The following is a 24,736-nucleotide window of genomic DNA, read 5'->3' as shown; positions in this document are numbered from 1 at the left end:
GCCGGCGGCCCGCCGAGCGGCGGCGGGAGGCTTAGTCTGAAATTACGACGCCGTGTTCAAATGAATAATCTTGTCCAACAGTTGTTTGTATTCGGCCGATTGCCAGACCGCGTAATTCAAATTTTTAAACAAGCCGGTCAAACGGGTAAAGTAATCCCGTGCATGGTTCTGATCGGCAAAGCGGTAATCGGCGGCAATCAGTTTTACGATTAACATAAAGGTTTCTTTCTGCCTCGCCAGCGGCACCGACACGTCCACGTTATCGAAGGCGTCTTGTTGTAAATACACCATATCGACAAACAGGGCTTGCTGGTAAGCGATGAAATCTTCCAGCGTGACGCCTTCCTCGCCGGCCACTTGTATCATTTCATGCACGCTATTGCCGTGGCCCAATAAGCGTAGGACCGCCTGCACCTGTTCCGTCCAATCCGGCGCCAGTTCCCGTTGGTACCAAGGGTTTAACTGCTCCAGATACCGCGACCAGGATAACAACGGATCGACCGCCGGGTAAAAACGCTTATAGGCACGATCGGCGCTCAAACCTAAAAAGGTTTTTACGGTGCTCAAGGTGGACTGAGTCACCGGCTCCTCAAAATTGCCTCCGGCCGGAGAAACCGTGCCTATCATGGTTAAACTGCCTATATGGCCGTCGGCATTGGCGATCACGCCGGCCCGTTCGTATAAGCTTTTGATAGATGAGTCCAAGTAAGCAGGAAAGGCTTCTTCGCCCGGAATTTCTTCCAGGCGTCCGGAAGTTTCCCGCATGGCCTGCGCCCAGCGCGAGGTCGAGTCCGCCAGCAACAGTACATTCAAGCCCATTTGCCGATAATATTCGCCCAGGGTAATGCCGGTGTAAATCGAGGCTTCGCGCGCCGCCACCGGCATGGACGAGGTGTTGCAGATAATGATGGTGCGGTCCATCAGGGAACCGCCGGTGCGGGGGTCGGTCATCAACGGAAATTCGCTGATGGTTTCCACCACCTCGCCGGCCCGTTCGCCGCAGGCCACCACAATGACAATATCCACTTCCGAATTGCGGGCAATCAGGCTTTGCAAGACGGTTTTGCCCGCTCCGAACGGCCCTGGTATGCAGCCGGTGCCGCCCAAGGCAATCGGAAAAAAAGTATCGATCAGCCGCAAATGCGTTACCAGCGGGGCGCTGGGATATTGGCGCTGGTTGACGTTGTTGCGTAGCATGGTTTGCGACAAGGGATTTCTTACCGGCCAACGCTGTTTCAAGGTGACAATTTGCTCCTTGCCGCCGGGCAGGCGTATTTTGGTCACCGCTTCGTCTACCGTGACATTGCCTTGCTGAATCCATACCACTTCCACTTCGCCCTTGATATCGAAAGGCACCATGATTTTATGTTTGAAACGGCGCTCCTGTACGCTTCCCAAGGTCGCGCCGGCATAGAGTCTGGTGCCTGTTTGCACGCAAGGCGTAAAGGCCCATTTGGTGTTGCGATCCAGCGCGGGTAAATCGACACCGCGCGGCAGGAAATAACCAAATTTGGTGGCCAATAAATCCAGCGGGTTTTGCAGGCCATCGTAGACTTGGCACAACAGGCCGGGACCGAGTTCGACCGACAGCTGCTCGCCGCTTTGCACCACAGGGTCGCCGACGCCGACGCCCAAGGTGCTTTCATAAACCTGGGCATCGGCCCGCTTGCCGTATATGCGCAGCACTTCGGCTTTCAGGCGCTCCTGGTGTTTGGCTTCGCTACGGCTGGGCAGCACAAAAACGACTTCGTTCTTGGTCAGCGAGGCATCGCCTTGCGATTCGATGGAGACGATATCGTCCTGTACGGCGATGACGCGGGCGGTAGCTTCCGATGGCTTAGGTTCGTTCATGGCTTCCTTCACACTCCAGCGATACATTGGCCATTTCGGCACAGATTAATTCATTAAATCGTAACAGGGCCCTATCGGAATCGTAACTCACCCAACGGTTGATCAGATACCAGCGCAGCACATAAAGCACGACGGCGGGAAAATCGAAAGTGTGGCCCAAGCTCAGGCGGGCATAGTGATTCCAATTCAGGGTCAGCATCAATTTGTCCAGTTCCAATGTTTTGTCCTCCGCTATCAACTGTTGCGCCGGCTTTAGCCAGGGGATGGATAAACCCAGGCCAAAATCGGGTTTATGCCAATTGCGGCGGATGAAGCTCAAGCGCAAGCGGTCGCAAAAGCCGTAAAACTGTTGGTCGGCAGGCAGCTCTTGCCCCGCGTGCCGGCGCCGCAACACGGTCAAAAGGGTTCTAAGCTCCAGACGCCACTGCACCAGGGAACGCAAAAAGTCGCTGCGAATCAAAGCCATCGCTTCTTGGCCGTGGCTGATGATGTTGAAGTCGTCCCATTCATGCATTTTCGACCAGTGCAACAATTCTTCGATACGGACTAAATCGGCGCTGTCTTCCGTATCCAGCAATAGCAGGCGTTTGTCCAGCTGGATGCGCGAAATCGGCAGTATTTTGGTCGAAAACAGCTCGACCGGCTGTACCGGCAAACTACTCAACAACAACGTGTATTTGAATTGTTGCTGGATCACTTGACAATGCCTTGCAGCAAGGCGCGAAAACGAGGCTGCAGATGTTTCAACAACAGCTCAGCGACAGCCGCATCGGTAAAGTCCACCCTCATGGCGCTTTCTTCGAGTTTGATCTGCAAACCGGCTTTGAACTGGTCGCTGACTTCGAAATTGACACCTTTATGCAATAAATCGCCGGCTATGGCAGCGCTCAAATGGGATAAAGCGCCTTGCCGCAGTTCTTCCGGATTATTACGCAACTCTTCGACACCGATGATGTCTTGCGGCAGCACCAGGGTAATTTGCTGAAGGTTATCCAGTCCGGTTTTATCCCGTACCTGACCGGCTAACGCCAGAATGATCTGTTCGATGCATTCCTGTTGAGCCATTTTTTCGCCCACCACCCGCTGCACTTCCTGGCTGAAGCTGCCGAGCAAGGTGTCGCGCAGTTTCAGCAAGGCATCGCGAGAGGCCAGATTCAGCGCGTCGATACCGGCAACCTTTAAGGCCTCCGCTTCGGCCCTGGCCTTAGAAACAATATGCCTGGCTTCCTGTTCGGCTTCGTCGATCAACCAGGCCGCGCGTTTTTGCGCATTGCTGACAATGTCCTCGGCTTTCGCCTGGCCCACATTGATGGCCTTGTCGCGCAAACGCTCTATCAGTTGTTCAACGCCGGATGATGCGTAATCGGCTTTTCCCTCTTCTTTCATGGTTACGTCCTTAGCCTTTCGGAATGCCGCCGGCGACCACTAGCGCAAAAATAAACGCAAACACCGCAAAACCTTCGATGATGGCGGCCGGTACGATGGACAAGCCAAAGATCTCCGGTTTGGATTTGGAGGCATGAATCGCCGCCGCGCAACACTGGCCCTGATAAATGGCGCTCAACATCAATGCCAGACCCGATAATACCCCCACGGCGAACAAGCCGGGCGCATTCTCGGCGGTGACGGGTCTGTTGAGGGTAAACATCACCACGATGCCGAAAATAACCTGAGACGACGCCATGGCCGATACGCCGACATAGCGTCCGTGTCCGGTTTCAGTATCCAGCATTGCGCCAATGGCGGCTTGACCCGCTACCGCACAACCCATGATGCTGCCGAGAGCACCCATTGCCATCGGGGCGTATAAACCTATCCAACCTAAAATGATCAGTACTTCAGTCATGAATTGACTCCTTTTTTTGAAAATGCTTTGAACGGGTAACCCTCATCAGACACGCTCCAATTATAAAACTCAATGAAATTCAAACGCAGCCCATGTACCAGACCACTCAGGATGCACAGCAACAGATTCAGCGCATGTCCTAGCACAAAAATTAAAATGGCAAAGAATAAACCGGGGCCAGGTAGAGCATGAAACACTTGCTCGGCCAGATTGTTGAATGTCAATGCCAACGAGGCGCCGGCCAAACCCAAGGCAAATAAACGCATATAACTGAGAACATCGCCAAATAGTTTGGTGATGTTAATCAGACTCTCGACGCCCGTCACTGACCGCCAAAACCAATCGCTCCAATGCTTGACCTTGCGTTCGCTGCTGAACAGTAGCAATAACAAGGCCCCTAAACCCAAGGAAACTTGACCGGTTGTCTGCAATATGCCGGTACCGGAATCCATTCCCAGCCAATAGCAAAATCCGCCCGACACCATGGCAATCCAGCCAATTGGCGCCAAAGCCTGACTGGAGGCGCGCAGTTGCCAAGCCTTGATCAAATTGGCCAGCGCAATGTGAATCACGCCGACCGCGATGGAAAATCGCATCATGCCGTCAAAGTCTTTTAGGTCAAACACTTGAACCGTTTCCAAAATGCCGCCGGCTTGCGGGCCATAGCCGAAGTAACTGCCACATAAAATCCCCCAGATTATAGACAGCAAGATGGCGGTAGCGGCTAACACCCGAATCCGTCGGCCCTTGATGTTTTGGCCAAGGCGCCGCCATTTTACCGCCAAAATACCGGCAAACACCGCCGCGTAACCCGCATCGGACGTAATGATGGCGAAAAACAGCGCGAAGGAGAAGAACACCATCAGGGATGGATCCCAGCCTTGATAATTCGGAGTCTGATAGAAATTGACCAAGTCTTCGCCGCCGGCCAATAACGGCGGATTGACCAGCAGCGTTGGCGGCGTGTCCGCAGTCGTCGGCTCTTCCACCAATACGGCCAAGCCCTGCGCCTCGGCGAACTGGAGATAACGCTGCAGATAGTTTTCCGGTAGCCAGCCTTGCAATGCAAACACACCGGCCTCGTCGCGGGTCAAGGTTTGCGCCTGTTTCAAATCGTCCAGATTCACGGATTCGTTGAAATGCAAAGTCAACAATGCGATCCAACGAGTCAAGGATTCGCGTTGCGCCTGCAGGTCTTCCAAGCTCAATTCGAGTTCACTACGCTGTTCTTCGAGTGCGGATAAGGGTTGCGATCCGGTATGGGTTCTGGAGACCGGCAGGGCATGTTCGGGCGGTTCGGTTTCGGAAATGACCACTACATAGCAGAACAGATTGTTTTGATACACGGTCTGCCAAACCTGATTGCAGCCCCGCAATTGTTTCATCATGCGTTTCGGAATGATGTAAAACCATAAACGCTGTTCGGCCAGCAAGCCGGCCTCGGGCAAGCGAAAGTCACCCCAGGGTTCCAGTTCCCGGATACGTTTTTGCAATAAATCGAAGCGGTCGGACAATTCGCGGATCTTGCTTTTGAGTTTCAATACTTCGTCGACCACCTGATCGACATGGAAAGTTTTTGCGTGTTTGGCTTGATGACGCTTATTGGGGCAACTGTGCAGATATCTCAGTGCTTCGATCATACGATCGGATTGTTTGCCGCCATCCCGTTCTCTGGCGCGCTTAGAGGACGTCTGGGAAATCAAATGCAGGTTTCCAAGGGTTTGTAATTGCTCCAACACCTTTGCCTTGTCCTCGATCAAACCGCAAAAGGTCAATTTCTTAAGTTTGACAATCGCCATTCAATCCTCCGCTGCCCGCAATCGCTTGGTGAGTTTGGATCGCACCACATCGGCACGTTCGGCGTCGGACAGAAATATGCGGATTTTTCGGATGTTTTGCAGGGTTTTCGGGATCAAAACCTTGTCGAACAGGTTGACTTTCTGCGTGACTTTTTTGACCGCAATATTCAATAATTCCAGACGTTGTTGCTCGATGCGATGCTGGCATTGCAATTCCAGCATCACGCGCAGTTGTACGACCAGGGCATCGACCCAGTGAGGTTTCAAGTAGGGCGAATAAGGTTTGCTGACCAGCTCGACCCGTTTTAACACCGGCAGGTTGATGCCGACGATATTCTCCTTATCCAGTTCGAGCGCATGCACACTGACCAAGTGGCCGAGGTCTATATCGCGATTGGCTATCATCGGCAGAGAATCCGCCACGATTTGCCGGCATTGTTCGATGCGCTGGTTGGTATGCTCGAATTTGGCCCAGCCCTTGGCGCGCTCCACCACCAGCTTTTGCCGCTTTAATTCCAAAGACGGCAAATATTGCTGGTAGCGTTTCAGTTTGCCGGTTTCCTTGTGCAGGGCGGCTTTGTTAAGCGACAGCTTCGCCATGACCGGCCTTGGGGAAATACTTGTCTATCAACGCTTGCTTCATCAACAATTCATCTTCGGAGAAACATTCCGCCAGAGTTTGCCAACTTAAATCCAACGCATCTTCCAGGGGAAGCGCAACGTTAATGTCCATGAAGCGCTTTCTAAACAGTTTGCCGAATTTCAGCAGTTTTTGATCGTAACCGGATAAATCGAAAGCCATGGACTGCTTTTGTTCGGCATCGTTGGCGGCGGCATAAAAACGGATCATGGTGTTCATGATTTGCGCATGGTCTTCGCGAGTCACCTTACCTATCACATGCTGTTTCAGGCGCGACAGCGAACCGAAGGGATCCAGCATGCCGTCGTGCAGGTAAAACTGGCCTTCGGTAATGTAACCGGTATTGTCCGGTACCGGGTGGGTAACGTCGTTACCGGGCATGGTGGTGACGGTCAAAATGGTTACCGAGCCGGCGCCTTTGTAATCGCAGGCTTTTTCGTAGCGTTTGGCCAATTGCGAATATAAGTCGCCCATATAGCCGCGGTTGGACGGCACATGTTCCATGGAAATGCCGACTTCCTTCATGGCGTCGGCATAAGCGGTCATATCGGTCATTAACACCAGCACCCGTTTGCCTTCTTCCACGGCAAACCGTTCGGCCACCGCCAAGGCCATATCCGGCACTAGCAAGCGTTCCACGATGGGGTCGGAAGCCAGATTGCAGTACATCACCGTACGGGCAAACACGCCCGCCAGCTCAAACTGCGAGCGGAAATAATGGAAATCGTCGAAGATCAAACCCAGGCCGGCAAACACCACGATGTCGGCGTCCGCCTGTATGCCGACGCGGGCCAAAAAGGCATTGTAAGGCTCGCCTGCGATGGAAAAAATGGGGATTTTCTGGCTTTCCACCAGGCAATTGAACACATCTATCATCGGCACCTGGGTGCGGATCATCTTGGAGGCCAATACCCGCTTCATCGGATTCACCGACGCGCCGGTAATGCTGACTTTGGGGTCCGGTTCCAAATCCGAGCCGCCGTCCATCGGTTCCCCTATGCCGTTGAATATGCGGCCCAGGATGTTATCCGAATAAGTCACCCGAAGTGCATGGCCCAAAAAGCGCACCGATGCGGCGGTGGAGATGCCGCGGGTGCCGGAGAACACCTGCAGGGACACTTTGCCGCCATCGATTTTAATAACTTGCGCCAAGGATTGAGTGCCATTGCCGTCCTCGACTTGGGCTAAATCCCCGAATCGGGTAGTAATCTCTTGCCGGGCTGACTGGCTGTCGACATGGACGGTGATGATATTGCCAACGATAGACAGAATCTTGTAGTGTCTAATCATGTGTTCAATCATTCATAACTCCATTTAAAGCCGGGTTTTATTGCCCGGCGGTTATTCAAGTGATCACAGATAACAAATTTACGAATTATCGACCCGTCGCGCCAGGGCGGAAAGCGTTTGTAGAGTGTTATTAAATGCGCCCGCGTCGTCGCTTCTGACGGTGGCATGCGCTACCTTGCGGCCTTTGCGGGGTGATTTGTCATACAAATGCAAGTGGGCATGGCTTAAGTTTAGCAGTTCTCGCGTATCCGGGAGCCCGCCTATGAAATTGACCATGGCCGCATGGCCGCGGGTTTGGGTGGAACCCAGCGGTAAATCCAAAATAGCCCGCAGATGATTTTCGAACTGGCTGGTTTCCGAGCCTTCTATGCTCCAATGTCCGGAATTATGTACCCGTGGCGCGAATTCGTTGGCCAATAGCCGGCCGTTTACATCGAATAGTTCCAGCGCAATCACGCCCACATAATCCAGCTTTTCCAGCAAGCGGCGCGCATAGTCTTCGGCCATGGCCTGCTCCGCGTCGCCGGTACAGGCTCTAGCCACGCGTAAAATGCCGCCGCTGTGTTGATTTTCGGAAAGGGGATAAAACACGATGTCGCCGGACGGGCGGCGGGCGGCGATGATGGAAACTTCGCGCTGAAACGGTACAAAGCCTTCCACAATGGAAGGCGCGCCTTGCATCGAATGCCAGGCCGATTCCAATTCCGCCTCGGACTTTAACACCACTTGGCCTTTGCCGTCGTAGCCCATCCGCCGGCTTTTTAGAATGGCCGGGTAGCCGATGGTCGCCATAGCGTGTTGTAAATCCCGCAGATTATCAATTGCCGCATAAGGCGCGGTGCCTATGCCTATTTCGTTGAAAAAATTCTTTTCCAATAACCGGTCCTGGGCCACCGCCAAGGCATTGGCGGGCGGATAGACGCTAGTGTGGCTGGCCAAAAATTCGGCCACATGCGCGGGCACGTTTTCAAATTCGTAGGTGACCACATCGGCTTTTTCCGCCAATTGCGCCAACAGGTCCGGGTCGTCATACGCGCCTTGCAAATGCTCGCTTAATCCGGCCGCCCCGGCGTTTTCATCCGGATCCAGCACGATGAATTTCAGCCCCAGCGGATAGCCGGCCAAGGCGATCATCCTGGCGAGTTGGCCGCCCCCCAAAATTCCGACCTTCATGCTTGCACCTGCCTGGGGTCCGGATTGGCGGTGACATTGTCGGTCTGCTGCTGGCGGTAAGCATCCAGAGCGGGGCGGTATTGCGGATGCTTGTTACTGACAATCGCCGCCGCCAACAAAGCTGCGTTAATGGCCCCCGCCTTGCCTATCGCCAGCGTGCCGACCGGAATACCGGCCGGCATTTGCACGATGGACAGTAACGAATCCATGCCGTTCAGGGCTTTTGATTGCACCGGCACCCCCAACACCGGTATTGCGGTTTTTGCGGCCGTCATGCCGGGCAAGTGCGCGGCACCGCCGGCGCCGGCGATGATGACTTCCAAACCTTTGCTTTCGGCATTTTCGGCGTATTGAAACAGCTTGTCGGGCGTGCGGTGCGCGGAAACCACCTCGACTTCATGGGGAATATCGAGATGTTCTAAGGTTTGCGCGGCATGTTGCATGGTTTCCCAGTCCGAGGTGGACCCCATGATGATGCCTATCAATGCAGTCATGCAAAATCTCCGGTGTTATGCATTAGTCGAAAACGGCGGCATTATCGCATAAAAGCGAATTTTCCTGCCCGGGCGAGTTGGCTGGGGTGCGATTCGAACGGATGTGGAGTTTAGTTTGCTTGAAAGCGGTTCGCGAAGCGGAGAGATGCCGAAGGCAGTACAACGCATGGAGCAGTTATCGAGGCCGCACAAAAGAAAGAAACTCCGGCCAATCGGCGGGATAGCCGATTGACATCTACCCGGAGGCCGAAAAACAGCACCGTTTTGCGTGAAACCGGCATCGAAAGGTGTCGGAGGACGCAATCGGTGAAAAGCATGCCAAATTAGTGAAAAACTAATGACTCAAATCATGAAAAAATCACCGGCTGGTTCTTAAAACCGGAGTTGAAGAAGCCATGTTTGCAACTGTGCTGGCAATTACGACCCTACGCTGGCTTCCGCCTTGCGAAGGTGGTGTCATACGAGGTAAGGGTAGCCGTACGCGGTGAGACATCCTGCCCGGAATCTAATACGGGCAGGATGCGATGGTAAGGCTATGGATTCGCTGGTGTACCGTCTCCGCTACCCTGGCCAAAATCCCAACCCCAGGTGTCGGAGATGTAGCCGTCTATCCACCATACCCGGCGGGCCATGGCGTCTGCCGACTCCACTTCGTCCCACAGCGTTTCGCCGTTCGTCACCGGGTGCTGTAATTGCGCCCAGACGCCATAGAGGAACTGGCCGCCAGGGTTGGCCGTCAGGCTGCCCTCGCTTGCCTCTAGTCCGGGTTTGCCCTGCTCCAGCTGGTCGAACTCGTTGCAGAAGCCGGAGCCTATCTGCTCCGCGGGTACGCCCTTGTCAGGGTCGATGTCGCCATGCGGATCCGATGGGTAACAGGTACTTAAGTCATTTTCTTCCGCCCACACCTGATAGGCATCGCCAAAGTTCACCGCGCGGCTATAAAACAGGTCCAGCGGCTCGGGCTCGCCTTCGGAAGCGGTAGTGTTGTCTCCGGTTTCGTACACGATGAAGAAGCGCGATGGATTCCGCACGTCTTCACCGTAGGGGTTAGCACCGTAGCCGAATGGATCCAGTGTGTTGCTGACGCCTTGCGGCGAGCCGGTCATCGCGAAGCGCGGGTCGAGGGTGGTGATCCGCATGGACTGGTGTTGAGTTACGTTGCGAGCCTGCTCGGCGGCGCCTGCCGCATAGCTATTGCACACTCTGGGTTCAAGCAAATCTCCGGACGCCTGAGTCTGGTCGCTACGGAAGGTTTCGCAAGTGACCGTGCCAACGCCAACGTACTTGTTTTTGTCGTTAGGATCCCAGTATTTGTATTTCGACGGCAGAGTGGTCCAGCTCGTGGCGCCCGTGAAGGAGCGGCGGATGTACAGCTCGTAGCGGTCGTGGCCGTCCACGTTGAGACGCCAGTTCGGCGACCACGCATACAACATCATCACCATATCCCCATCCAGGAAGCCGCGATGGCCTTTTGCTACATCCAGCGGGTTGTACCAGGACTGATCGGCCAGGGTGCTGGCATCCGCCCTCAAGTCGGTCTCACAGGTAGACAGCGCTGTCCCAGCGGTGGAACTTACCGTGGTAAAGCTGGCGGGGCACTGGTGCCAGGATAGGACTTTGGTTTTATTGGGCTCGACCTGACTTCCTTGCAGCACCGGGTTAGTGGTAGTGGTGCCAAAGGGCGCGCTTCCTATTGTGACCGCGGGACAGGCAATTGCTTCGCCGGTGCCCGAATCCGTGCAGGTATCTGGAATAGTGGCCGACAGGTTGACGGCGGAATCCAGGCAGAGGCCACCTGGGTAATAAGGATTATTCTGCTCGGCCAAGTTATCGCAAGCCATATTGCGGAAAGCATAAGGGTTGCCGTCCTTTGCCAGATTCCACCTACCTCTGTTCGGTATCACGATACGGCGCGACATAACATCCGCGGGACCGCCTTGGTTCATGATGCCCTGTTTCCAGGTCGGTAAGGCCAGCAAACCGTAGGCGGCTTTCGACGTGTCCTTGTGCACCTTGTAAATGTCCTGCCCCAGCCAACTGCCGCGGCGCGCGATCTCGGTGTTGTAGATGTTGAAGTTAAAATCCCCTGACTCGCCAACAAAATTCCAAAACTCGCTGGTGTTCCGGGGTGGATAGAACGCGCCGGTTTGCCAGTTCACTTCCGGCTGATTGAGTTGATGGCCGGGCTGTGTCAGGTTGGTTAACAAACCGTCTTGAGTTTTGCCGCCAACGGTGTCCTTAATCGACATGCTGAAGGTGAAATACTTGATGTTCTTGCCTTCGTCGAACGTAAAGCAGTCGGGATCGTTGTTGCCTTCCTGCTCGCAGGCAAGGCCGCTTGCGTCGAAGGTAAACGCGCCAAGCCCCTTGTCTTCCTCGGCGACTACCGCGACGAAAGCACTATCCACGACTGCGTCTTTTACTTTGCCGGTGGTGTCGTAGCCATACATTGCCAGCCGTGGGCGGGTGGCAGCGGTGTTGCCGACCAGTGGCAGACCATCCTGGGTCACGCAGAGTACGGTTTCTTTCGGGTTTTGTTTGCCCGTGATAACCGTAACGGTCTTAGCGCACATATCCTTCAGCCCATAGCTCATCGGTGTCGCGTTCGGGACCGGAAAGACCGGTTTATTTTCATCGGCGACCGTACCTACAATGGCCGAACCGTAACAGTAGGGTTTTGGATTGGTTACGTTGCACTTGGCGTTGTCGGTCAGCCGCATGGGCATGGCGAAAGGTACGAAAGGCTTGGGTTTTTGGGTGCTGTCGCTATCGGGGGCAGCCGCCGCCAGCTCATAGTTTGCGAGCGTCATGGGTGTCGCGCCGGTTGCATCGGCCGGATCCTGCGCCACGTCGAAATGTTCCGCATCGATATAGGAATACCAAATGTCGGTTTGGCTGTTGGCGACCGCGCCGCTCCAGCCTTCGCCGGGGCCTTCGCCCTGGCCGCCGCGTAAGCCGTCGGGATCTTCTTGCCAAGTGATGCCGCAACCGGCGCCTGCCACGCAAACGGTTTCGATACGGTTAACATCGCGCACGCCGGAGGTCAAGCGTTCCGGTTTGAACCAACGCATATAGCTCGACTCGGTGACATCCGTTGTGCGAGGGTCGTCACCCTTGTTCAGCACGCCGCGGGATGTCCAAAGGCAGTTAAAGGGTACTTCTCCGACTGCCTGGTTTGGCACGTAGTCGTCCTCTTCCGCGTAATTGACGGAACCCTGGGAGCCGCCGACACCATACATATCGATCAAATAAAGGTCGTCCGGCGAGGCTGTCGTCATGTCGATGCCCAAATAGGCCGCGATTGCGGCGCGGCGAGCAATCTGTTCAGGCGAAGCTTCGGGGTTGTCCAGCGAATAACTGGGCTGGCCGCTGCCGCAATAACGGCTCTGCCATGCCACCAGCACCTTGTTGCCCATGATGCTGTGAAAAAGGTTGGTCACATCGCCGGGGTATTTATATGCGGTGTCTGCGAACAAAGGCACATCCGTCCGCGTGATGTTGCAATTGGCGTTGTCGCAAGAAGTTTCGGTGGCGGATTCGGAGAGATTGGTCTTTTTCCAGGTTGTGCCGTCGTCCAGGCTCACAGAGGCGTAGGCATCGCGCTTGCCGTGGCCGATAAAGCCAACGCCGGGTACTTCTATCATGGGCCCGTACATGTGGACGTCGACCAGTGGCTTAGCCAAAGAACGCGTCTGCTTCTGGTTGCCATCAACGTCGAAGTAAAGACTGCCGTCAGAGTTGGCGTCGGGATCCGTCCCAGGTATAGCGCCACTGGCAGCCTGCATCGGCACATACAATTTCATCTGGCCGATGAAGGCGTGCTCGGCCTCGTCCAGGTAACCTTCTACAGTGGGGGCTGGCAATTTGGACGTGCTCTTCAGTATTGGTTTGCCGGGCTCGCTGTTACCGCCGTCATCGGCGAGAGCTTGATTGGTTCCCAGTGCAAGCGTGCTGGCTACCAAAAGTAGTGCGGCTCGTCTGGGAATTCTTATATTTATAGTATTCATGGAATACCTCTCATAGAATAAAGAACAGCTTGCGACGCTTACGAGGTCGATGTTCGGTAATCCGGCTTTCCTTCCGGGAAGGACCCGCGACTTTCCGCCCCTACTTTACAATAGGTTTGGTATTAATGGATTTGTTTAATTAGAAGTATAGATACCACAAAATGGTTGCAAAAAAAACGGAGTATTTAAGTCGGTAATTCTGTTTGTTATATAGAAATTAAAATTAGAATATGTGATGGGAACATGGATAACTCATATTTCATCAGGAATGGAGCAGGCGCCTCGGTAAACATAATAAATAATCATGATATTTTTTATTGGTGATCATTTAATAATTTCTTGGCAAAACCGCAAGCGCCTATTTATGCAAATAAGCCTCGATAAAATTCGAGGCTTTCTATTGTCAATAATTAAGTTAATTGGGCGATTTTCTTTTTCTTGAAAAACCCACTCCGGCCAAGCCAAGCCCTAGCAGAGCAATAGATGTTGGTTCCGGCACATCGGAAAATTCGGCACCCGTTAAGTCAAGCCTGTAATCACCGGTTTGAAAAGGAAATGGGTCCCGATCCCATCCGGAAAGCGGTTCGGTTAGTGAAGCATCGGGCCATGTGCCATACAGGGCGAAACCTAAAAAGTAGGTGCCGATGGATAAGTCATCAATGTCTCCAGGATTGAACTGAGGAATTAAGCCAATGACATCATCGGAAAAATCGACCAGTTGGCCAAGGGAGTCAAATAAAAACAGCGTCGAATCATTATCCGCGGATAGATCGGAAGTAACTGTTACCGAAAATAAAGCGGTATCCGAAATAAATATCTTGAAAAGATCGATATCATCCACATCATCTGGAGCTTGCCCTAAATTAATTAAAGAGCCGGAAATTGAGGTGAGAGGACCGCTGCCAACAGTTACTTGCGCAGTATCGAGTAATTCGCCCGCATCACCAATCTCTGAAAATGATGCGGCGTTAGTCTGACCAATAAGGCAGCTAACAAGTAAACCCAAAAAAAACTTATTCATGGTATTTCCTTATATTGTTTAAGGGATGCCAATTTAAAGGCATATTCAATGCCAAAATATAAGTTGCTGATAAATATAAAGCTATTTTTAATTAATTCGAGAGGTCAGTGTATGTGTAAAAAATAGTGACACCTTGGTAGGTGTTGATGTGACTTTTGACCCCTCAAAAAATATGGAAAACTTATCGATTAAGTGTTTGGCAGCAAATCAACATCGATCAGTGATTGTGATGCGGCGTTTGCTGAAAAAGAGGGCTGCTAAACCGAAAGCCTGTAAAAGTTTCTGTCAGTAAATTCAACAATATAATAAAATAATGATTATCAAATGTCTCGGTTCCCTCTAGGCGTTATGGTGTGAACACCTATCTGACAGAAGAGTGATTTTATCTCTCTGGAAACGAATATTCAGCCGTGAACCCTAATAGAACAAGTTCGAAGATTTGGGCCTAGACCCCTTAAAACGACGATTAAAGAGGCTAAGGCAGGTGTAAGAAATACTGACACTTCGATTTGACTATTCAGACTTCCGTCTCTTTAAAAAATAAGAAAAACTTGTCGATGCAGTCGTTAGCAACAAAAAAATCTTACCAAGTTTTGCCTTAAGCCATTTGGCTAAACCCCTAAAACGACGATTAAAGAGGCTAAGGCAGGTGTAAGAAATACTGACATTTTGATTTGACTATTCAGACTTCCGTCTCTTTAAAAAATAAGAAAAACTTGTCGATGCAGTCGTTAGCAACAAAAAATCTTACCAAGTTTTGCCTTAAGCCATTTGACTAAACTGAAAAGCCTGTGATCTTTTAACGCCTCGGCTGCCGGAGTGCGTTCGAATCGACTATGGTTAATGCGGGGAGTTGCAAAGCTGTTTCCTGAAGCTTTAATTCGAAATCGATACCCTTAATGTCGGGATGGCATTGGTAGCGCTCGATTTCGAAATCTTCATATCGGTAATCGAAAATAGAGCTCGGCTTGCATTCGGAAAATTTCATTAATTGTCTCGCCCGACAACAGGATTTCGCCAAGCGTTTCCATAATATCCACATCGGTTTGCCTAGCACCCTGTCGGTTGCGAGGTAGCGATTCATGCGTCCGTGCCTGCTTTTGTAACCCGCCCAACCCCACTAGCGGCGGGAAATTATCTCGAATTTCGGATATCCTTTATCCTCGTTTCGCCATCCGGGCCCGAATTATTGGTAAAATGCCGCTCTTTTGAGATGGAATCAGATTGAATTTGATGGAACATTTGCAACCCGCAATGCTTGAAGTGGCCGATTTGTATTGCCGCCGCGACGATAGATCGCTGTTTTCCGGCTTGAGTTTTGGCTTGCGTCCGGGCCAGGTTTTATTGTTGGAAGGCAGCAACGGCAGCGGCAAAACCACGCTGTTAAGGATTTTATGCGGTTTCCGCGAGGCCGACGGCGGCGAAATTTATTGGTCCGGCCGGCCGGCCGCGGAGAGTAGTTATTTTGCCGACATGGCGTATGTCGGCCATGCCGACGGCACCAAAAAGGAATTGACGGTATTGGAAAACCTGCGTTTTGCCCTGGCCTTGAGCCAACCCGGCCAATACGGCATCGATCAGGCCTTGCAAAAAGTGCAATTGAGCGGATACGACGACAATCCGGTGCAATCGCTGTCCGCCGGACAAAAGCGCCGTTTATCCCTGGCGCGTCTGCTCATCACTCGCAATATTTTATGGATTTTGGACGAACCTTTTACTTCCTTGGATAAACAAGGCATGGAACTCATCGAAACTTTAATGGATGACCACGCTAAAAACGGCGGCATGGTGATATTGACCTCCCACCATGATCTGACATTCCCGCACCTCAGCCTGCAACGCATTCATCTGGATTCATGTCTTTAATACAAGCTTTTTTCGCCATTGTCCGGCGGGATTTACTGCTGGCGTTTCGCCGCCGCGCCGAAATGGCCAACCCGTTGTTTTTTTTCGTGCTGGTGGTGACGCTATTTCCGCTGGCGGTGGGCGCGCAGCCCAATTTATTGCAGGCCATGGCGCCCGGCGTGATTTGGGTGTCGGCGTTGCTGGCGGCCTTGTTGTCGCTGGACGGCTTGTTTCGCTCGGATTTTGACGACGGTTCGCTGGAACAATTGCTGCTCAGTCCTCATCCGCTGTCCGTGTTGGTGTTGGGTAAAATATTCGCCCACTGGCTGGTAACCGGCTTGCCGTTGCTGCTGGTGGCGCCCTTGCTGGCCTTGTTCTTGGGCCTGCCCGGGCAAGCCATGCCTACCCTGTGGGTGACCCTGATTCTGGCTACACCGCTGCTGAGCCTGATCGGCGCTATCGGCGTGGCCCTGACCGTCGGTTTGCGGCGCGGCGGCATGATCTTGTCCCTGCTGGTGCTGCCGTTGTACGTTCCTGTGCTGATTTTTGCCAGCGGCGCCGTGGACAGGGCCGCCAGCGGTTTGCCGGTATCCGCGCAAATCAATATTTTATTGGCCATGTTGCTGTTGGCCTTGGTTCTAACCCCGCTGCCCACCGCGGCGGCGCTGAAAATGAGTGTTAATTAACGCCTATGTCTTTTATTCCCGCTCCCCTCAGCCGTTTTTTTCACCGCACCGCCTCGCCGCCGCATTTTTATGCGCTGGCCGATAAGTTGGTGCCTTGGCTGACGGTACTGTTTTTATTGTTACTGATTCCGGGTTTATACGGCGGACTGGTGGCGGCGCCGGCCGATTACCAGCAGGGCGACAGTTACCGGATCATTTATATCCACGTGCCGGCTGCCTGGATGTCTTTGTTTATCTATGTACTGATGGCGGTGATGGGCGGTATTGCGCTGGTCTGGCGTATGAAGTTGGCGGAAGTGATGCTGATCAGCAGCGCACCTATCGGCGCCGGCTTTACCTTCGTGGCCTTGGTGACCGGGTCTTTATGGGGCAAACCGATGTGGGGTACTTGGTGGGTGTGGGATGCGCGTTTGACTTCGGAACTTATCCTGCTGTTTTTGTATCTGGGTGTCACAAGTTTGTACGGTGCAATAGAAGACAAGCGCAGTGCGGCCAGGGCGGTATCGATTTTGGCTTTGGTGGGTGTGGTGAATATCCCCATCATTCATTATTCGGTGGAATGGTGGAACACTCTGCATCAAGGGCCGACGGTCAGCAAAATGGACAAACCGTCCATTCATATCAGTATGTTGATTCCGCTATTGCTGATGGCGGGCGCCTTTAAGCTGTATTACGCGATAGCGGTGCTGCAGTCCGCCAAACTGGAATTGATCAAACGCGAGCCGTCGGCGCAATGGGTGAAAAGCCTGCTGGAGAACAAAGCATGACGTTGGAAAGTTTTTTTGCCATGGGCGGTTACGCCTTTTATGTGTGGACATCCTATGGCATTACCTTTGCGGTGTTGCTGTGGAATCTGTTTGCACCCATCGTGCTGCGCAAACAACTGCTGAGACAACTGGCCCTTAAACAAAAACGCGGACAACGATGAAACCACACCGGAAACAACGATTGATGCTGATCGGCTTGATGCTGGTGGGTATCGGCTTGGCGGCAACCTTCGCCTTGAAGGCTTTTAACGAAAATTTGATGTATTTTTTCTCGACCACGGATGTTGCGGAAGGTAAAGCGCCCCGGGACGCCTTATTCCGCTTGGGCGGCATGGTGGTCAAGGGCAGTGTGGAACGGCCGGGGGCGGATCTGTTGGTGCGTTTCAAACTCAGCGATTTCAGCAAGGAAGTGACCGTCGAATACAGCGGCATTTTGCCGGATTTATTCCGGGAAGGGCAGGGCATCGTCGCCAAGGGCCGCCTGGATAGCCGGGGGGTATTTGTTGCCGAAGAAGTGTTGGCCAAGCACGACGAAAACTACATGCCGCCGGAAGTGGCCGATAGCCTGAAAAAAGCCCCGGAGGCCGAATGATTCCCGAAATCGGCCACTTTGCCCTAATTTTGGCCTTGTGCATGGCCGTCGTGCAAGGCACGTTGCCGTTGGTCGGCGCATCGAAAGGCATCGCGGGCTGGGTGCATGTCGCCAAACCGGCCGCGTTCGGTCAACTCTTGTTCATGGCGCTCGCATACGGCTGTCTGACCTATAGCTGTATCGTGCATGATTTTTCCGTGGCATATATTGCGCAAAACTCCAATACCGGTTTGCCGTTTATTTATCTGGTGTCAGGGGTTTGGGGGGCGCATGAGGGTTCTCTATTGCTATGGGCGTTGACCTTGTCGATCTGGACCGGCTTGGTGGCCATGTTCAGCAAGCACATTCCGGATGCCACCCGTGCCCGAGTGCTGGGTGTGATGGGGCTGGTCAGCGTCGGTTTTATCCTGTTTTTGCTGTTCACTTCTAATCCGTTCGAGCGCTTGTTCCCGGCTCCGGCCGAAGGGCGGGATTTGAATCCGCTGCTGCAGGATCCCGGCCTGGCGATTCATCCGCCGATGCTATACATGGGCTATGTGGGTTTTTCCGTGGCCTTTGCCTTTTCGATTGCCGCCTTGATCGAAGGCAAGCTCGATGCGGCCTGGGCGCGCTGGTCGCGGCCCTGGACCAGCGTAGCCTGGCTGTTTTTGACGATCGGCATTACATTGGGTAGCTGGTGGGCTTATTACGAACTCGGTTGGGGCGGCTGGTGGTTTTGGGATCCGGTCGAAAACGCTTCCTTCATGCCCTGGCTGGTCGGTACCGCTTTGATTCATTCGCTGGCGGCCACCGAAAAACGCGGGGTGTTTAAAACCTGGACCGTGTTGTTGGCGATATTTGCCTTTTCCCTCAGCTTGCTGGGCACGTTTTTGGTTCGCTCCGGGGTGTTGACCTCGGTGCATGCCTTTGCCAGCGATCCGACTCGCGGGGTATTCATCCTGGTGTTTTTAGCCGTGGTGGTGGGCGGATCGTTGCTGCTGTATGCGATCCGGGCGCCGCAGGTAAAAAGCAGCGCCAGTTTCGAATTGGTCTCCCGCGAATCGGTGTTGTTGATCAACAACGTTCTGTTGGTGGTGACCGCCGCCAGCATTTTATTGGGTACTTTGTATCCATTGGTGATCGACGCCCTGGGTTTGGGTAAATTGTCGGTGGGTCCGCCGTATTTCAACGCGGTGTTCATTCCGTTAATGGCGCCCTTGGCCATTGTGGTGGGCTTCGGCATGTTGCTGCATTGGAAGCGGGACGATTTAAAGGCATTGCCAAAATCGATATGGCTAATAGCTGTTGTCTGTATTGCCGTTGCCGTTTCATTGCCTTTGCTGATGCCTTTTTATTCCTGGGCGGCGGTTCTGGGCTTAAGTCTGGCTTTGTGGACTTTGGCGATAACCGGATTTGCGTTCAAGCAACGCGTGCAAAACTGGTCGTTTGCACGCTTGCAACAAATCCCAGCAGGCTTCTACGGCATGACCGTGGCGCATATAGGCATCGCGGTATTCGTAGTCGGAATTACCATGACCTCCGTCTACAGCATGGAACGCGATGTGCGGATGGCCCCGGGTGATACGCTGGATATGTTCGGTTATATCTTTAGTTTTCATGGCGTCAAATCGACCGAGGGCCCCAATTACCGGGCCGAGCAAGGTTATTTGACGGTGACGCACGACGGTGAAACCGTGGCTGAGCTGGCTCCGCAAAAACGGGTGTACCGGGTGCAAACCATGCCGATGACCGAAGCCGCCATCGATGCCGGCCTGTTCCGCGATTTGTTCGTGGCCATCGGCGAACCCTTGGGCGAGGAGGGCGCCTGGAGTCTGCGCGTCTATTACAAAGCCTTTATTCGCTGGATATGGATGGGCGGCGTGTTCATGGCGGCGGGCGGTTTATTGGGCGCCATGGACAGGCGCTATCGACTGCTCAACAAAAAAGCGGTGGTTGCGCATGCTTAAGCTGAAATATTTAATGCCGTTGCTGTTGTTTGTGGTGCTGGCGGTTTTTCTGGCGATTGGGCTGCGTCTGAATCCGAAAGACATTCCGTCGCCTTTAATCGACAAACCCGCGCCGGCGTTTTCGTTGCCGATCCTGGAAACACCCGAGAAAATTCTGTCCCAACAGGATTTAAAGGGCAGGGTTTGGCTGCTGAATGTATGGGCTTCCTGGTGCGTATCTTGCCGGCAGGAACATCCTTTATTGCTGGAATTGGCCAAACGTAAATTGGTGACCATCGTCGGCCTGAATTACAAAGACGAAGCCCAAGCCGCCACGCAATGGCTGCAACAACTGGGCAACCCTTATGACATGAGTATCATGGATAGCGACGGCAGGGTCGGTATCGATTACGGCGTCTACGGCGTGCCGGAAACCTTTGTGGTCGACAAGCGCGGCGTGATCCGCTACAAGCATACCGGTCCGGTCGAACCCGGCGACATCGAGCGTATTTTCCTGCCGCTATTGCAAACCCTGAACCTGGAGCCGGCATGAAAACGCTGATTGCACTGGTTTTGTGCCTGCTGGCCCTGCCAGTGTCTGCTGTGGTGGAATACCATCCTTTTACCGATCCGGCCAAGGAGCAGGCCTACCAAACCCTGATCTCCGAACTACGTTGTCTGGTGTGCCAAAATCAAACCATCGCCGATTCCAATGCCGATCTGGCCAAGGATTTGCGTCAGCAAGTCTACGACATGTTGCAACAGGGCAAGACTCAGCAGGATGTGGTGGATTTCATGACCCAACGCTATGGCGATTTTGTCATGTATCGGCCGGCCTTCGGCATGAAAACCGGTTTATTGTGGTTGGGTCCCATCGCCTTTTTATTGATCGGCATCGTCACGGTGGTTCTGCTGGCGCGTCACAAAAAAAATACAGCGGCGCAAACAGCTTTGGATGGCAGGCAAAAAACCAAGCTCAACGAATTATTGCAACAAGGTGAAGAGGATTGAATACGCTATTTTGGTTAATCGTTGCCGGCCTGATTTTGGCGGCGCTGGCGATGCTGGTGCCGGCATTATTGAAAAAGCAGTTGCCGGTTGACGACGACCATCAACAACGCAATATCAAAATCGCCCGCCAGCGTTTGGCTGAATTGAAGCAGCAATTGCAGGACGGTGTACTGACGCAAACCCAGTTCGACGAACAATATGCCGAACTGCAATTGATCTTGAACGACGATATACAGGCGGCCGTGCTTACGCAGCCTTCGAATCGACAGGGCAGGTGGGTTATTCCGCTTCTGGCGCTACTGCTGCCTTGCCTGAGTGTATTCATTTATTTAATGCTCGGCGATGTCAATGCCTTGAATAAAATCGAATTGCAGGCCAATGAAACCAAAGCGGCGGAAAATGTCGCCCAGATGATAGCCAAGCTGGAGCAACGCCTGCGGCAGCAGCCCGACGATATGGAAGGCTGGAAAATGCTGGCACGCTCCTATAGTTATTTGCAGCAATACCAACAAGCCGCCGATGTCTATGCCAAGCTGTACCGTATGCAGCCGGAAGATATCGATGTGCAATTGCAGTATGCCAATAACCTGGCCATGTCGCGCGGCGGCCGCATGGCCGGCGAACCTGAACAGCTGATCGGCCGGGTGTTGCAAAAACAACCCGAAAACAACAATGCCTTATGGTTGGCCGGGATGGCCAAAGCGGAGCAAGGCGACTATAAGCAAGCCAAGCACTATTGGGAAAAACTGGCGGCCTTACTGCCGGCGAATTCCGAATCCTTGCCGCAAGTACGGCAAATGCTGGCCGCATTGGATGCAGAGCTGGCCAAACAGGCCGCCGCCGTGCCCGCTGTCGAGATTCAGGTGCGGGTCGATATCGATACCGATACCGCTCTTAAAGCCAAGTTACCCGCGGATACCACGCTGTTTATTTACGCTCAGGCCGTAACCGGACCGAAAATGCCGTTGGCCATCGTGCGGAAGCAGTTAGCCGACTTACCGCTTAAGCTGGTTTTGAACGATAGCATGGCGATGCAACCCAGCACGCATTTAGGCGACTACCGGCAACTCAGAATCGTTGCCCGCTTATCGCAATCGGGTCAAGCCACGACTCAGCCGGGCGACTTGATCGGCAGTACGGAACTCTCTCAGCCTTTTGCCGATCGAGTGGCTACCGTTTTAATCAACCAAGAAGTCAAATAATGGATCAATCAATCAAGTTTGACCTGGAACTGATCAATCGTTACGACAAATCCGGTCCGCGTTATACCTCCTACCCAACCGCGTTGGAGTTGCATGAAGGTTTCGGCGATGCCGAATATCGCCGGCATATCGCCAAATCCAATGCGGCGGGCGGGCCGCTTTCGCTGTATTTTCATATTCCATTCTGCGACACCGTATGTTTTTACTGCGCGTGTAACAAAATCGTCACCAAAAACCGTGCCCATGCCGCACCGTATCTGGACAATCTGTGCAAGGAAATTGCCATGCAGGGCGCTTTGTTCGACAAACAGCGCGAGGTCAATCAACTGCATTGGGGCGGCGGCACGCCGACGTTTTTAAGTTACGAGCAAATGAAGCGGTTGATGGATACCACCCGCGAACATTTCAATTTACACGATGACGACCGCGGCGAATATTCCATCGAAGTCGATCCGCGCGAAACCAACGATAAGACCATCGCTCAATTGCGCGAGCTGGGCTTTAACCGCATCAGCCTTGGGTTGCAGGATTTCGATCCGGATGTGCAAAAAGCCGTCAACCGCATGCAAAGCAAGGAACAAACCTTTGCCGTGCTGGAAGCGGCGCGCAAGGAAGGTTTCCGTTCCACCAATATCGACTTGATTTACGGCCTGCCGCTGCAAACCGAACAAACTTTCGCCAAAACCCTGGAGCAAGTATTGGCTTATGCGCCGGATCGCTTTTCCATCTTCAATTACGCGCACATGCCCAGCCGCTTTAAAACCCAGCGCCAAATCGACGAAGCCGATTTACCCAGTCCGGCCGTGAAACTGGAAATTCTGCAAATGGTTGGACAAAAACTCACCGATGCCGGCTACGTTTATATCGGCATGGACCATTTCGCCAAACCGGACGACGAGTTGGCGGTGGCCCAGCGCGAAGGCAAGCTGTATCGCAACTTCCAAGGTTATTCGACCCATTCGGATTGCGATTTGATCGGACTGGGCGTGACATCCATCGGTCGGGTCGGCGACGCCTATATGCAAAACCACAAGGAACTGGAGCAATACGATCAGGCCATATCGGCGGGCCGCTTGCCGGTATTCAAAGGCGTGGAACTGGATGCCGACGATAATTTACGCCGCGCCGTGATCACGCAATTGATTTGCCATTTCGATTTGAGCTTCGGCAACATCGAACAGCAATTCGATATTGTGTTTGCGGATTACTTTGCCGCCGAATTGAATAATCTCAAAAGCATGCGGGACGATGGTTTGATCGGTCTGGATGAAGCCGGCATCAAAGTTCAGCCGGCCGGCCGTTTATTGATTCGTAACATCTGCATGGTGTTCGATAAATACCTAGCACAAAAGCAGCAGCAGTTTTCGCGGGTGATTTGATCTTCTTACCCATTCGGCTGCAGGTAATAGAGCGTAAATAAATGCTTGAAAAGCTATTTGATTTTCCGGCAATAAAAAACTAGCCGAAGCCCTCTGGCCGGGCGTGCCGGAATCCGCACCGACCTCTATCAGTTTTTATCCGTTGGTACTGCAAAAAGGCTTGTTCTGTTGATAAAACGGGTGTCCCGCCTGCAAATCAAGTGAACAGCTCGGAAAACGTTAAATATAAGGCCGATGTTTACAAGACTGGTCATGATCGTTATATTCTCTCTAATGCTTCACACCAGCTGCGCCACGTAGATGGCAAACAGTGTAGAAAGCAGGATTACGAGTATTATTGCGATGTGGACGGCGAAATAGTGACCTTTTTTTCGGGTGCGGGTGCTACTGTTGCAACCCCTTTGCCGAATCTGCAGTCTTAACGTTACGATACGATCGCAGATTAACCGTTACGAAGCTCCGGAACCAATCGTAACGCTAAGCCACATTTTTTCCCTTTTTTCGCCGGTGCCTGCCGATTTCTAAATTCTCAAACCCGCTTAGGCGGGTTTTTTATGCTTGCAAATATACGGAATTCCCGTACAATAGTCCCCTGCGTACCGTTATTGAAACCCCAACATTCCAAAAACAAGCGGCTAAAATCTGGTCTGAAGAAGAGCGCCTGGCGTTTATCGATTGGATAGCCGCAAATCCCTTGGCCGGTGATGTCATACCTGGCGCTGACGGTGCCAGAAAGGTTAGATGGTCAACCGCTGGCCAGGGAAAACGCGGCGGCGCACGCGTGATTTACTTCAACCTCACCGAACAAGGCACGCTTGTTTTGGTGGCCATTTATCAAAAATCAGAACAGACCAATATCAAACCCGCATACATACCGAGGGCATAACATGAACATAGAAAAAATCGCCAAAGCCATAGAAGCAGACGCCGGCCAATCGTTAGAGGATCTGCGCCAAAGCCTCGCCGAAATGCAAGCAAGCGAGGGCAGAACAACAACAAAAGGTCAAATACTGCTGCGCACCGTCCGCACCAAAACCGGTCTATCACAGCAAACCCTGGCCCAGTACATCCAAACCCCGGTCGCCACCCTCCGGGACTGGGAGCAAGGCCGTTTTCCTGTCCCCGGCGGGGTTCTTTGTTTGCTGACTCTTATCAACAACCACCCGGAATTGTTGGCCGAGCTTCAAGCCGCGTAGGCCGCCGAAGGC

The 24,736-nt window shown here is 53.0% G+C and carries 23 protein-coding genes and 1 riboswitch; of the genes, 11 read left to right on the top strand and 12 right to left on the bottom strand.

The features are described 5' to 3' along the window. Window positions 1-42 precede the first annotated feature (42 nt). The 12 genes from NP596_RS08065 to NP596_RS08010 all read right to left on the bottom strand — a co-directional run bounded on the left by NP596_RS08065 (window position 43) and on the right by NP596_RS08010 (window position 15,109). Window positions 43-1,851, bottom strand: coding sequence for a V-type ATP synthase subunit A (locus NP596_RS08065; protein ID WP_256614796.1), 1,809 nt, complete (start codon window positions 1,849-1,851; stop codon window positions 43-45). After that, on the bottom strand, window positions 1,838-2,548 hold the full coding sequence (locus NP596_RS08060) for a DUF2764 family protein (protein ID WP_256614795.1): 711 nt from the start codon (window positions 2,546-2,548) through the stop codon (window positions 1,838-1,840). Before NP596_RS08060 ends, NP596_RS08065 begins: the two co-directional genes overlap by 14 nt. Further along, window positions 2,545-3,237 (bottom strand): hypothetical protein, encoded by a 693-nt coding sequence (locus NP596_RS08055; RefSeq protein ID WP_256614794.1) that lies wholly within the window; start codon window positions 3,235-3,237, stop codon window positions 2,545-2,547. Before NP596_RS08055 ends, NP596_RS08060 begins: the two co-directional genes overlap by 4 nt. Before the next feature lie 10 nt (window positions 3,238-3,247). Beyond that, window positions 3,248-3,697: an ATP synthase subunit C gene (locus NP596_RS08050; RefSeq protein WP_256614793.1), complete on the bottom strand. Its 450-nt coding sequence runs from the start codon at window positions 3,695-3,697 to the stop codon at window positions 3,248-3,250. Continuing rightward, window positions 3,694-5,496: a V-type ATP synthase subunit I gene (locus NP596_RS08045; RefSeq protein WP_256614792.1), complete on the bottom strand. Its 1,803-nt coding sequence runs from the start codon at window positions 5,494-5,496 to the stop codon at window positions 3,694-3,696. Before NP596_RS08045 ends, NP596_RS08050 begins: the two co-directional genes overlap by 4 nt. Next, on the bottom strand, window positions 5,497-6,096 hold the full coding sequence (locus tag NP596_RS08040) for a V-type ATP synthase subunit D (protein WP_256614791.1): 600 nt from the start codon (window positions 6,094-6,096) through the stop codon (window positions 5,497-5,499). Beyond that, window positions 6,077-7,438: a V-type ATP synthase subunit B gene (locus NP596_RS08035; RefSeq protein ID WP_256614790.1), complete on the bottom strand. Its 1,362-nt coding sequence runs from the start codon at window positions 7,436-7,438 to the stop codon at window positions 6,077-6,079. Before NP596_RS08035 ends, NP596_RS08040 begins: the two co-directional genes overlap by 20 nt. Before the next feature lie 66 nt (window positions 7,439-7,504). Further along, a complete protein-coding gene (locus NP596_RS08030; RefSeq protein WP_256614789.1) occupies window positions 7,505-8,599 on the bottom strand; it encodes a 5-(carboxyamino)imidazole ribonucleotide synthase in 1,095 nt (364 codons plus the stop codon). Next, the gene (purE, locus tag NP596_RS08025) at window positions 8,596-9,093 is read right to left on the bottom strand and encodes a 5-(carboxyamino)imidazole ribonucleotide mutase (protein ID WP_256614788.1); all 498 of its coding nucleotides are present in this window, start codon (window positions 9,091-9,093) and stop codon (window positions 8,596-8,598) included. Before purE ends, NP596_RS08030 begins: the two co-directional genes overlap by 4 nt. 533 nt (window positions 9,094-9,626) lie before the next feature. After that, a complete protein-coding gene (locus tag NP596_RS08020; RefSeq protein ID WP_256614787.1) occupies window positions 9,627-13,100 on the bottom strand; it encodes a choice-of-anchor O protein in 3,474 nt (1,157 codons plus the stop codon). Window positions 13,101-13,152: 52 nt separating this feature from the next. Then, window positions 13,153-13,231, bottom strand: a riboswitch (cyclic di-GMP riboswitch). 284 nt (window positions 13,232-13,515) lie between these two features. Then, window positions 13,516-14,121, bottom strand: coding sequence for a PEP-CTERM sorting domain-containing protein (locus NP596_RS08015; RefSeq protein WP_256614786.1), 606 nt, complete (start codon window positions 14,119-14,121; stop codon window positions 13,516-13,518). Between the two features lie 799 nt (window positions 14,122-14,920). Next, entirely contained in the window at window positions 14,921-15,109 is a 189-nt protein-coding gene (locus NP596_RS08010; RefSeq protein WP_256614785.1) for a hypothetical protein, read from the bottom strand. Between the two features lie 245 nt (window positions 15,110-15,354). Here NP596_RS08010 and ccmA point away from each other — a divergent pair, with 245 nt between their 5' ends. The 11 genes from ccmA (at window position 15,355) to NP596_RS07955 (ending at window position 24,724) form a co-directional block, all read left to right on the top strand. After that, window positions 15,355-15,987: a cytochrome c biogenesis heme-transporting ATPase CcmA gene (gene ccmA / locus NP596_RS08005; protein WP_256614784.1), complete on the top strand. Its 633-nt coding sequence runs from the start codon at window positions 15,355-15,357 to the stop codon at window positions 15,985-15,987. Beyond that, window positions 15,978-16,652, top strand: a complete 675-nt coding sequence (gene ccmB, locus NP596_RS08000) for a heme exporter protein CcmB (RefSeq protein WP_256614783.1) — start codon at window positions 15,978-15,980, stop codon at window positions 16,650-16,652. The genes ccmA and ccmB overlap by 10 nt, the downstream gene beginning before the upstream one ends. Window positions 16,653-16,657: 5 nt before the next feature. Further along, on the top strand, window positions 16,658-17,419 hold the full coding sequence (locus tag NP596_RS07995) for a heme ABC transporter permease (RefSeq protein WP_256614782.1): 762 nt from the start codon (window positions 16,658-16,660) through the stop codon (window positions 17,417-17,419). Further along, window positions 17,416-17,580, top strand: a complete 165-nt coding sequence (gene ccmD, locus NP596_RS07990; protein ID WP_256614781.1) for a heme exporter protein CcmD — start codon at window positions 17,416-17,418, stop codon at window positions 17,578-17,580. Before NP596_RS07995 ends, ccmD begins: the two co-directional genes overlap by 4 nt. Further along, window positions 17,577-18,011 (top strand): cytochrome c maturation protein CcmE, encoded by a 435-nt coding sequence (gene ccmE / locus NP596_RS07985; protein WP_256614780.1) that lies wholly within the window; start codon window positions 17,577-17,579, stop codon window positions 18,009-18,011. Before ccmD ends, ccmE begins: the two co-directional genes overlap by 4 nt. After that, window positions 18,008-19,957: a heme lyase CcmF/NrfE family subunit gene (locus NP596_RS07980; RefSeq protein WP_256614779.1), complete on the top strand. Its 1,950-nt coding sequence runs from the start codon at window positions 18,008-18,010 to the stop codon at window positions 19,955-19,957. The genes ccmE and NP596_RS07980 overlap by 4 nt, the downstream gene beginning before the upstream one ends. Further along, on the top strand, window positions 19,950-20,489 hold the full coding sequence (locus NP596_RS07975) for a DsbE family thiol:disulfide interchange protein (protein ID WP_256614778.1): 540 nt from the start codon (window positions 19,950-19,952) through the stop codon (window positions 20,487-20,489). The genes NP596_RS07980 and NP596_RS07975 overlap by 8 nt, the downstream gene beginning before the upstream one ends. Beyond that, window positions 20,486-20,947 (top strand): cytochrome c-type biogenesis protein, encoded by a 462-nt coding sequence (locus NP596_RS07970; RefSeq protein WP_256614777.1) that lies wholly within the window; start codon window positions 20,486-20,488, stop codon window positions 20,945-20,947. Before NP596_RS07975 ends, NP596_RS07970 begins: the two co-directional genes overlap by 4 nt. Beyond that, complete coding sequence (ccmI, locus tag NP596_RS07965; RefSeq protein WP_256614776.1) at window positions 20,944-22,149, top strand: c-type cytochrome biogenesis protein CcmI; 1,206 nt, start codon at window positions 20,944-20,946, stop codon at window positions 22,147-22,149. Before NP596_RS07970 ends, ccmI begins: the two co-directional genes overlap by 4 nt. Next, complete coding sequence (gene hemN, locus NP596_RS07960) at window positions 22,149-23,528, top strand: oxygen-independent coproporphyrinogen III oxidase (protein ID WP_256614774.1); 1,380 nt, start codon at window positions 22,149-22,151, stop codon at window positions 23,526-23,528. Before ccmI ends, hemN begins: the two co-directional genes overlap by 1 nt. A gap of 815 nt (window positions 23,529-24,343) precedes the next feature. Continuing rightward, window positions 24,344-24,724, top strand: a complete 381-nt coding sequence (locus tag NP596_RS07955; protein WP_371927922.1) for a type II toxin-antitoxin system MqsA family antitoxin — start codon at window positions 24,344-24,346, stop codon at window positions 24,722-24,724. Window positions 24,725-24,736: the final 12 nt, after the last annotated feature.

This window comes from Methylomonas rivi, from assembly GCF_024505165.1.
Lineage (GTDB): Bacteria > Pseudomonadota > Gammaproteobacteria > Methylococcales > Methylomonadaceae > Methylomonas > Methylomonas rivi.
Note: the sequence above shows the minus strand (reverse complement) of the source record. Positions and strands in the feature narration are given on the sequence as shown.

Bases quoted from the DNA above. Each gene is read 5' to 3' on its own strand.
- NP596_RS07975 (WP_256614778.1), top strand. From the start codon at position 19,950: ATGCTTAAGCTGAAATATTTAATGCCGTTGCTGTTGTTTGTGGTGCTG.
- NP596_RS07980 (WP_256614779.1), top strand. From the start codon at position 18,008: ATGATTCCCGAAATCGGCCACTTTGCCCTAATTTTGGCCTTGTGCATG.
- NP596_RS08065 (WP_256614796.1), bottom strand. From the start codon at position 1,851: ATGAACGAACCTAAGCCATCGGAAGCTACCGCCCGCGTCATCGCCGTA.
- NP596_RS08045 (WP_256614792.1), bottom strand. From the start codon at position 5,496: ATGGCGATTGTCAAACTTAAGAAATTGACCTTTTGCGGTTTGATCGAG.
- ccmD (WP_256614781.1), top strand. From the start codon at position 17,416: ATGACGTTGGAAAGTTTTTTTGCCATGGGCGGTTACGCCTTTTATGTG.
- ccmE (WP_256614780.1), top strand. From the start codon at position 17,577: ATGAAACCACACCGGAAACAACGATTGATGCTGATCGGCTTGATGCTG.
- NP596_RS08040 (WP_256614791.1), bottom strand. From the start codon at position 6,096: ATGGCGAAGCTGTCGCTTAACAAAGCCGCCCTGCACAAGGAAACCGGC.
- hemN (WP_256614774.1), top strand. From the start codon at position 22,149: ATGGATCAATCAATCAAGTTTGACCTGGAACTGATCAATCGTTACGAC.
- NP596_RS08020 (WP_256614787.1), bottom strand. From the start codon at position 13,100: ATGAATACTATAAATATAAGAATTCCCAGACGAGCCGCACTACTTTTG.
- NP596_RS07970 (WP_256614777.1), top strand. From the start codon at position 20,486: ATGAAAACGCTGATTGCACTGGTTTTGTGCCTGCTGGCCCTGCCAGTG.
- purE (WP_256614788.1), bottom strand. From the start codon at position 9,093: ATGACTGCATTGATAGGCATCATCATGGGGTCCACCTCGGACTGGGAA.
- NP596_RS08015 (WP_256614786.1), bottom strand. From the start codon at position 14,121: ATGAATAAGTTTTTTTTGGGTTTACTTGTTAGCTGCCTTATTGGTCAG.
- NP596_RS08010 (WP_256614785.1), bottom strand. From the start codon at position 15,109: ATGAAATTTTCCGAATGCAAGCCGAGCTCTATTTTCGATTACCGATAT.
- NP596_RS07995 (WP_256614782.1), top strand. From the start codon at position 16,658: ATGTCTTTTATTCCCGCTCCCCTCAGCCGTTTTTTTCACCGCACCGCC.
- ccmA (WP_256614784.1), top strand. From the start codon at position 15,355: ATGGAACATTTGCAACCCGCAATGCTTGAAGTGGCCGATTTGTATTGC.
- NP596_RS08035 (WP_256614790.1), bottom strand. From the start codon at position 7,438: ATGATTGAACACATGATTAGACACTACAAGATTCTGTCTATCGTTGGC.
- NP596_RS08055 (WP_256614794.1), bottom strand. From the start codon at position 3,237: ATGAAAGAAGAGGGAAAAGCCGATTACGCATCATCCGGCGTTGAACAA.
- NP596_RS08050 (WP_256614793.1), bottom strand. From the start codon at position 3,697: ATGACTGAAGTACTGATCATTTTAGGTTGGATAGGTTTATACGCCCCG.
- ccmB (WP_256614783.1), top strand. From the start codon at position 15,978: ATGTCTTTAATACAAGCTTTTTTCGCCATTGTCCGGCGGGATTTACTG.
- NP596_RS08030 (WP_256614789.1), bottom strand. From the start codon at position 8,599: ATGAAGGTCGGAATTTTGGGGGGCGGCCAACTCGCCAGGATGATCGCC.